Raw genomic sequence first — 6102 nt, forward strand, 5'->3', positions numbered from 1 at the left:
ATCAACAATTTGACCGTGTGCCTTGTAATCATGTCCTTCATACCATTTTCCTTTTTGATCTGCACTCGTTTTAGGAGCTAAAGCTGTTGATAGAAGCCAACCTTCTTGACTAAATCTAGCTTTTGCTTTTCTTAGAAATTGATTGTATGCCTCACGATCTTGAGGTCTTAAATACTCCATGTCAAAATGGATATCTCTAAATCCATATTTCTTTGCTGTTCTTACGATATTATCTAACAGTTTATTTTGTATATCCATGTTTGTTAAAACAATTCTACCTAATTCATCACTAAATTGATCATTTTCTAAGTTGGTGATAGCCATCATTAATGTGACGCCATTTTGTCGGGCAATCTCCGGAAAGTTATTTAATAATGGTTCTTTTAATGTACCATCTCTCTGAATTTGAAAGCTAAAAGGACCCAAGTATGTTAAATATGGTGCAGCCTCACGAGCTGCTTGCTCAAGGTTAGCAGCTACACTTGTACCTCTAGGCTCAATATAAGCATTGGATTCTACAGATCTTTTTTGTCCTTCAGGTATATATAATCTGAATCCAGGTGAAAGTGGCTGATTCACATTAAGATTATTAATTCTAGCTAACTCTGCAGCTGAAAAACCATATCTTTGGGCTATTGAAAATAAGCTGTCTCCAGGTTGGACCCAATAAAACCTTCCTTTAATCGGGATAACAAGCGCTTGACCGATAACCAGATTATTAGGGTTTGGTAATTCATTTGTTCGAACGATTTCATTTACAGTTGTATTATAGGCCTGTGCAATACCATACAAACTTTGTCCTTGCTGGACAATATGTATTTGCATGTCTATCCTCCTCACAAAAACATTTTAGTACATCATATGTGAAGGAGGCTTGATACATGTCAGCTATTTTTAGACTCAGGTAATAGATGCTTTAAGAGTATGTTTCATCATTCTTAATGCAAAATCATTATCCTCCTCTGTATTAGAGGCAATGCAATCAGAGGGAATAGTAATTCGATATTCTCTCATATATGCATCGTTAGCTGTAAACAAGACACATATATTCCCGGCAATCCCTGTAATGACAAGTTCCTTAATATTTAAGCTATATAAAAGGGTATTCAATGCTGTACCATAAAAAGCAGAATGTTTCGGTTTAATCAAAAAGTAATCATCATCATTAGGATAAAGGCGATGAATGATATTTTCACTTAATGAATTTCGGCACTTTGCTGCAATCTTTTCAAAGTTGGCTTGCCATAGTTTATAATGATCATTGATATAAATAATTGGAGAGCCGTTCTTTTTCATGTTTTCCTTCAGAGAAAGAATGTTATGTGAGATGGTATCAGCTTGTTTAGCTAAGATAGGGCCATTATGAAATTGAAAATCATTGATCATATCTATAATGAGGAGTGCTTGTTCACTTTTTGTTTTCATTGATCGATTCTCCTTTTTAAACAATAGGATGAACAAATTCACCAATTCTATAAGGGGTAACTCAAGTATGAATGATCAACACTTTATGAAAATAGCTTTAGAAGAGGCAAGAAAAGCAAAAGAAATTGGAGAAGTTCCAATTGGGGCAGTGATTGTTTTAAATGATATCGTTGTGGGTGCAGCTCATAATTTGAGGGAAACCGAACAACGATCGATTGCTCATGCTGAAATCTTAGCAATTGACCAAGCGTGTAAGGCAGTAGATTCTTGGAGATTAGAAGATGCTACACTATATGTTACATTAGAGCCTTGTCCTATGTGTGCTGGTGCCATTGTCCTTTCGAGGATTAAGAGAGTTGTTTACGGTGCTTCTGACCCAAAGGGTGGATGTGCAGGTACTCTAATGAACTTACTTCAGGAGGAGCGGTTTAATCACCAAGTTGAAGTCACAAAGGGAATTGAAGAGCAGGAATGTAGTGAAATGCTCAGTTCTTTTTTTCGTGAGTTAAGAGAGAAGAAAAAGAAAAGAAAAAACACATGACAAAAACTTACAAAGTCTAACCATTGCATTTTATATGAGAAGGATATATACTAATACATGCGTCGGACAAACGGCGCAACTAAATATGGTATCAATTTTGCCGTGCTAAGCGGGGAGGTAGCGGTGCCCTGTACTCGCAATCCGCTCTAGCGAGGCCGAATCCCTTCTAGAGGTTAGAACACTGTAGGGCTGCCTCAAGTAAGTGGTGTTGACGCTTGGGTCCTGCGCAATGGGAATCCATGAACCATGTCAGGTCCGGAAGGAAGCAGCATTAAGTGGAAGCTCTCATGTGCCGCGGGGTTGCCTGAGCCGAGCTAACTGCTTGAGTAACGCCTATGGTGGCTAATCGACGGAAGGTGCACGGCAGTTAATTTTAAAATAAAACTCACTCTTATAGGGTGAGTTTTTTATTTACATGAAAGAATGTAATAATTCACAACTGGTTATTAAAAAACGTATAAACATTCATCTTATTGTGCATTTATTTTATATTATTCAACAATAAGGTTAGCGAAAGAAAAATGTTCGTTTTTGGTTTAAAAGTGATCATTATGAATGAACTCACATATAAACAACTTTGTAAAATTTCTGTTGGTTGTTATAATAAAAAGGAAGAAGAAGAAGGGAGACGTTTTTGTGGGTTATCAAGCTCTATATCGTGTTTTTCGACCACAGCTGTTTCATGATGTGGTTGGACAAGAACATATTACTAAAACCTTACAAAATGCCCTATTACAAAATAAATTTTCACATGCTTATCTTTTTTCTGGACCACGTGGAACAGGGAAAACAAGTGCAGCGAAAATCTTTGCAAAAGCAGTGAACTGTGAAAAGGCACCAGTTGCGGAGCCATGTAATGAGTGTGCTGCTTGTAAAGGAATCACAAACGGGTCAATTTCTGATGTCATTGAGATTGATGCTGCATCTAATAACGGTGTTGATGAAATAAGGGATATAAGAGATAAAGTAAAGTATGCACCATCATCTGTACAATATAAGGTATATATCGTCGATGAAGTTCATATGTTATCGATTGGAGCTTTTAATGCCTTACTTAAAACGCTAGAAGAGCCTCCTAAGCATGTGATTTTTATCTTAGCTACAACAGAACCACATAAGATTCCGCTAACAATCATCTCCCGCTGTCAACGCTTTGATTTTAGAAGAATTACTGCATCTGCTATTGTAGGGAGAATGAAGGAAATCATACATAATCAGCAGGTTAATGTAGAAGAAGCAGCTCTAGATGTAATAGCAAGAGCAGCTGATGGTGGTATGCGTGATGCGTTAAGCCTCCTAGATCAAGCTATATCTTATAGTGATGAGCAAGTAAGTATTGATGAAGCTTTGCTAATTACTGGATCTGTCTCTCAAGAGATTATCGGAAGAATTGCAGAGGCCATTCATCAAAAAGATGTGACAATTGCCTTGCAAGCACTTGATCAACTTATGTATCAAGGTAAAGACCCAAGTAGATTTATTGAAGATTTTATTTTTTATTATCGAGACATGCTTCTTTACCAGACTGCACCAACGTTAGAAGATGTACTTGAACGAGTATCAGTTGATGGACAATTTATTCAACTTTCAAAGGAAATCCCTTCTGCTGAGATTTATGAGACAATTGATGTTTTAAGTAAAAGTCAGCAAGAGATGAAATGGACAAACCATCCACGAATTTTTTTAGAGGTAGCACTTGTGAAGCTTTGTCAAAGTGCTCATACTACTTCTCAGCCTAATCAAGAGGGGTATCAAGCACTTCTAGATAAGATAAACAATTTACAATCAGAAATAAACCGAATAAAACAGCAAGGGATCTCTGCACCACAGCAGGCTGCAACAGGTTCTGAACCAAAGCAGCGCTCAATGAAAAGTGGTGGTTATAAAACACCAGAAGGAAGAATTCAAGAAATCCTTAAAAACGCTACAAGAAAAGACTTAGAGATAATTAAAGGACGCTGGGCAGAGCTGCTAGAGATGCTAAGACGCCAAAATAAGGTGTCTCATGCAGCACTACTAAATGATAGTGAACCTGTAGCAGCATCAGATCATGCCTTTGTTTTGAAATTCAAATTTGAAATTCATTGTAAAATGGTAGCTGAAAATAACAATAATGTTCGAACAAACTTAGAAATGATTTTACAGGAATTAGTCGGCAAGAATATGGAAATGGTTGGCGTTCCAGAACATGATTGGGGTAAAATAAGGAAGGAATTCCTTAAAGATCAAAAAGACGATGAGCAAAATCAGCAAGAAAGTGGAGAAGAAGACCCTTTAATTGCTGAAGCAAGAAAATTAGTAGGAAATGAACTTATTGAAATAAAAGACTAAAAACTGGAGGAATGTAAAATGATGCGTGGCGGAATGGGTAATATGCAAAAGATGATGAAGCAAATGCAAAAAATGCAAAAGGATATGGCGAAAGCCCAGGAAGAACTTGCTGAAAAAACAGTAGAAGGTACTGCTGGTGGCGGTATGGTAACTGTTGTTGTTAATGGCCAAAAGGAAATAGTAGAAGTTAACATTAAGGAAGAAGTAGTAGATCCAGAAGATATCGAAATGCTTCAAGACTTAGTATTAGCTGCTACAAACGATGCACTTAAAAAGATGGACGATTTAACAAATGAAACTATGGGACAATTCACAAAAGGAATGAATTTACCGGGAATGTTCTAGGAGGATTATCATGCATTATCCTGAACCAATATCAAAGCTAATCGATAGCTTTATGAAATTGCCAGGAATCGGTCCAAAAACGGCCGTTCGACTGGCTTTTTTTGTATTAAATATGAAAGAAGATGTGGTCTTGGATTTCGCAAAGGCTCTAGTTAATGCCAAGCGGAATTTATCGTACTGCTCTGTTTGTGGCCATATTACTGATCAGGATCCTTGTTATATATGCGAAGATGATCGACGTGATAAAAGCGTTGTTTGTGTTGTTCAAGATCCTAAAGATGTGATCGCAATGGAGAAAATGAAAGAATATAACGGACTGTACCATGTACTTCATGGTTCAATTTCTCCTATGGAAGGGATCGGACCTGAAGATATAAAAATACCGGAGCTTTTAAAAAGGCTTCAAGATGACGTGATTCAAGAAGTTATTTTAGCAACAAACCCTAATATTGAAGGGGAAGCAACTGCAATGTATATTTCAAGATTATTAAAGCCATCGGGTATTAAACTAACTAGAATTGCACATGGTTTACCGGTAGGTGGAGATTTGGAATATGCTGATGAAGTTACCCTATCAAAAGCACTAGAAGGAAGAAGAGAGCTGTAAAGGGGGGGATGAGATGCTTTTTCGCCGTAAAGGATGGCTGAGAAATCAATATGATCAACAACTGATTCAAAACTTACTTCTGAAGAAGAAAGAGTGGAATCGACAAAAGCAACTGATTGATAAAAGTGTTGAACCTTCTCCTGAGGTACTCTATGAATTAAAAGTAGCAGAAGCAAAATACTTCTTTTTATTAAAGGAAGCAAAAAACCGAAACATTAAAATTGGCAAGCTATAGTAGATGTTATCTACTATAGCTTGTTCTATTTTTAAACTTACTTCCATATCTTTTATAGTAAGAGGATAAAAGGGAGTGGTGAAATGGATCCTATTATAGTTTTTTCTATATTGGGTGGACTTGTACTGATTCTATTGTTTGTCGGAGCACCGATTAAACCAATTCAATGGATCGGTCAACTGTTTGTAAAGGTTATAGTTGGAGCGCTATTATTATTTTTTGTAAATGCATTTGGTACAAGCATAGATTTACATATTCCAATTAATCTAATAACATCAAGTATCTCTGGGATATTGGGAATCCCCGGGTTAGCAGCACTAATCGTTATAAAAACATTTATTATTGCTTAAAACAAGTGGGATATCCATTTGTTTTTCTTTTTGTGTTGACATGTTTTTAATGGGGTGTTATATTAGTATTCGTCTTTGAAAAAGGGCGACTTGCTTATTTAAAAACATCTTTTGAAAAACTTTTAAAAAGATGTTGACTTAAATGAAGCGAACGTGATAATATATTAAAGTCGCTTCTGATGAGGCGGAAAAAGTTCTTTGAAAACTAAACAAAACCAAGCGTGCCAACGTTAATTTTTATTAACAAAAACAATGTACTATATAGTAC

8 protein-coding genes and 1 other RNA gene are annotated in these 6102 nt (G+C 36.4%); 7 read left to right on the forward strand and 2 right to left on the reverse strand.

The features are described 5' to 3' along the window. Both ACEWK1_RS27095 and ACEWK1_RS27100 read right to left on the reverse strand, forming a co-directional pair. Nucleotides 1–825, reverse strand: an 825-nt coding sequence (locus ACEWK1_RS27095; RefSeq protein ID WP_416636839.1) for a LysM peptidoglycan-binding domain-containing protein, incomplete at its 3' end; no start/stop codon positions are given. A gap of 75 nt (nt 826–900) precedes the next feature. Next, nucleotides 901–1425 carry an isochorismatase family cysteine hydrolase gene (locus ACEWK1_RS27100; RefSeq protein WP_121664104.1) on the reverse strand — a complete coding sequence of 175 codons (525 nt, stop codon included), beginning with the start codon at nt 1423–1425 and terminating at the stop codon, nt 901–903. Between the two features lie 67 nt (nt 1426–1492). Between ACEWK1_RS27100 and tadA the strand changes: the two genes are divergently transcribed. The 7 genes from tadA (at nt 1493) to ACEWK1_RS27135 (ending at nt 5834) form a co-directional block, all read left to right on the forward strand. Next, nucleotides 1493–1966, forward strand: coding sequence for a tRNA adenosine(34) deaminase TadA (tadA, locus tag ACEWK1_RS27105; protein WP_212138785.1), 474 nt, complete (start codon nt 1493–1495; stop codon nt 1964–1966). Nucleotides 1967–2066: 100 nt separating this feature from the next. After that, nucleotides 2067–2330, forward strand: an RNA gene (gene ffs, locus ACEWK1_RS27110) — signal recognition particle sRNA large type. A gap of 272 nt (nt 2331–2602) precedes the next feature. Then, complete coding sequence (dnaX, locus tag ACEWK1_RS27115) at nt 2603–4297, forward strand: DNA polymerase III subunit gamma/tau (protein ID WP_212138784.1); 1695 nt, start codon at nt 2603–2605, stop codon at nt 4295–4297. Between the two features lie 21 nt (nt 4298–4318). Continuing rightward, entirely contained in the window at nt 4319–4642 is a 324-nt protein-coding gene (locus ACEWK1_RS27120; protein WP_098798639.1) for a YbaB/EbfC family nucleoid-associated protein, read from the forward strand. Between the two features lie 10 nt (nt 4643–4652). Further along, complete coding sequence (recR, locus tag ACEWK1_RS27125) at nt 4653–5249, forward strand: recombination mediator RecR (RefSeq protein WP_121664107.1); 597 nt, start codon at nt 4653–4655, stop codon at nt 5247–5249. Between the two features lie 13 nt (nt 5250–5262). Further along, nucleotides 5263–5484 (forward strand): YaaL family protein, encoded by a 222-nt coding sequence (locus ACEWK1_RS27130; RefSeq protein WP_098798626.1) that lies wholly within the window; start codon nt 5263–5265, stop codon nt 5482–5484. A gap of 83 nt (nt 5485–5567) precedes the next feature. Next, complete coding sequence (locus ACEWK1_RS27135; protein WP_121664108.1) at nt 5568–5834, forward strand: pro-sigmaK processing inhibitor BofA family protein; 267 nt, start codon at nt 5568–5570, stop codon at nt 5832–5834. Nucleotides 5835–6102: the final 268 nt, after the last annotated feature.

Origin of the sequence: Metabacillus sp. YM-086, from assembly GCF_048059995.1 — a bacterium.
Taxonomy (GTDB): Bacteria; Bacillota; Bacilli; order Bacillales; family Bacillaceae; genus Metabacillus; species Metabacillus litoralis_B.

What these genes read in the sequence shown, in the direction of transcription:
- ACEWK1_RS27100 (WP_121664104.1), bottom strand. Translation starts at nt 1,425, where the DNA reads ATGAAAACAAAAAGTGAACAAGCACTCCTCATTATAGATATGATCAAT.
- tadA (WP_212138785.1), top strand. Translation starts at nt 1,493, where the DNA reads ATGAATGATCAACACTTTATGAAAATAGCTTTAGAAGAGGCAAGAAAA.
- ACEWK1_RS27135 (WP_121664108.1), top strand. Translation starts at nt 5,568, where the DNA reads ATGGATCCTATTATAGTTTTTTCTATATTGGGTGGACTTGTACTGATT.
- ACEWK1_RS27130 (WP_098798626.1), top strand. Translation starts at nt 5,263, where the DNA reads ATGCTTTTTCGCCGTAAAGGATGGCTGAGAAATCAATATGATCAACAA.
- ACEWK1_RS27120 (WP_098798639.1), top strand. Translation starts at nt 4,319, where the DNA reads ATGCGTGGCGGAATGGGTAATATGCAAAAGATGATGAAGCAAATGCAA.
- recR (WP_121664107.1), top strand. Translation starts at nt 4,653, where the DNA reads ATGCATTATCCTGAACCAATATCAAAGCTAATCGATAGCTTTATGAAA.